Source organism: Flavobacterium sp. LC2016-23, from assembly GCF_009674775.1.
Taxonomy (GTDB): Bacteria; Bacteroidota; Bacteroidia; order Flavobacteriales; family Flavobacteriaceae; genus Flavobacterium.
Window position 1 is genome coordinate 1 of record NZ_WKKE01000062.1, and the last position, 1321, is coordinate 1321.

General features: G+C 34.3%; 1 protein-coding gene. It reads right to left on the reverse strand.

Annotation, left to right across the window (positions count from 1 at the left end):
• Positions 1 to 78 precede the first annotated feature (78 nt).
• A complete protein-coding gene (locus GJU43_RS22690; RefSeq protein WP_154344180.1) occupies positions 79 to 414 on the reverse strand; it encodes a transposase in 336 nt (111 codons plus the stop codon).
• Between the last annotated feature and the right edge of the window lie 907 nt (positions 415 to 1321).

A 1321-nucleotide genomic window follows, 5' to 3' on the forward strand; every position in this document is an offset into this window, starting at 1 on the left:
AAATCACTTAGGAAATCTTTGTATTGACATTGCAGGTTTCTACCAGAAACTCCATAGAAAGAGGCAATGGTATTACAGTCATTTGGACTGGAATCTATTGATCTCTTTTAAAAAAGACGCAAACTCCTGGGTGACACGAGTTCCGTCTGCTACTAAATTCCAATCTCTGAAAACTACTTTTCCTGTATCTTCATTAAGCCATCTTCTACGGGTAATATGAAGATAAACCTGATGTCCACGGATAGGAAAATCCTGAACCGTTATCTCTTCAAAGAATCCTTTTGAACTCAATTTCGATTCTCTATATTCTTTAGGTATTGAATTAATCTCTCTTAGATAAAGATGAAGCGTTTCATCTTCCTTTTTATAAGAAGTAAGTTCAAAGTAATCTACTATTATCTCAGGTAATAACAACTTAAGGATATCGATAAAAGAATCTTGCACTGGATATAATTTAGAAATACAAATATCTAGATTTTAATATTTCCCCACAACAATATGCTTTGATCCCTGTTTTGTTTGTTTTTAAAGATAGTCTGTAAGTTTTGATTTGAATGTTAATTTTGTTAAAGAGGAAATTCTTGTGGGGTTTTTGTGGTTTTTGGATTTAATTGGTTTAGGTTTTAGTTTTTGAAATTCTTAATTCTAAAATATAACCCGTAAACTATGATGATCTTATGAATCATTGGGAATCAAAAGCACAGACACTAAATAAAAAATAGTCTATCGTATATATAAGGAAGGATTTTGCTTCTCCAACCCGACAGGTTTTCAAAACCTGTCGGGTTTGTTATTTATACCTATATAGGTATACGACAATTATTCTGTCGTGCTGACCGAATTCAACTCTTTGGATTTTGGTATTTAAGAAATTGTAATTTGATAAGGAGCTTAATCCCGCTGTCCGCTCCAATCTTTTGTCCGCCGCGGCGGACAAAAGGATTTCCACTTCCATCGGGGCTAGGGCAGAGGTTTTCAAAAGAGATGTGCGTTATATATAAGAAAGAAAAGAAACTTAGTGTCTTTGGGAGAAATCAAAAAACGCAATAAAATCACGCCTTGCGCTCTTTGCGAAATACACCCAGGCAGAAAAAACCTTGGCGTCTTAGCGGTAAAATCAGCCCAAAGCATTGAATTCTGATAAAACTCCAAAAAAGATAGGTTTGTAAAAAACGCAAAACCAGTGACTTATAAAAAAGATTGAAAATAGTTTGAAAAAGGTATTGTTTAAGCGGATAAACTCCCTACTTTTGCACCCGCAACAGCGACAGGCGTTCTAAGAAATACTGACAGGTTACTAAATCAAACTGAAAAATTATTT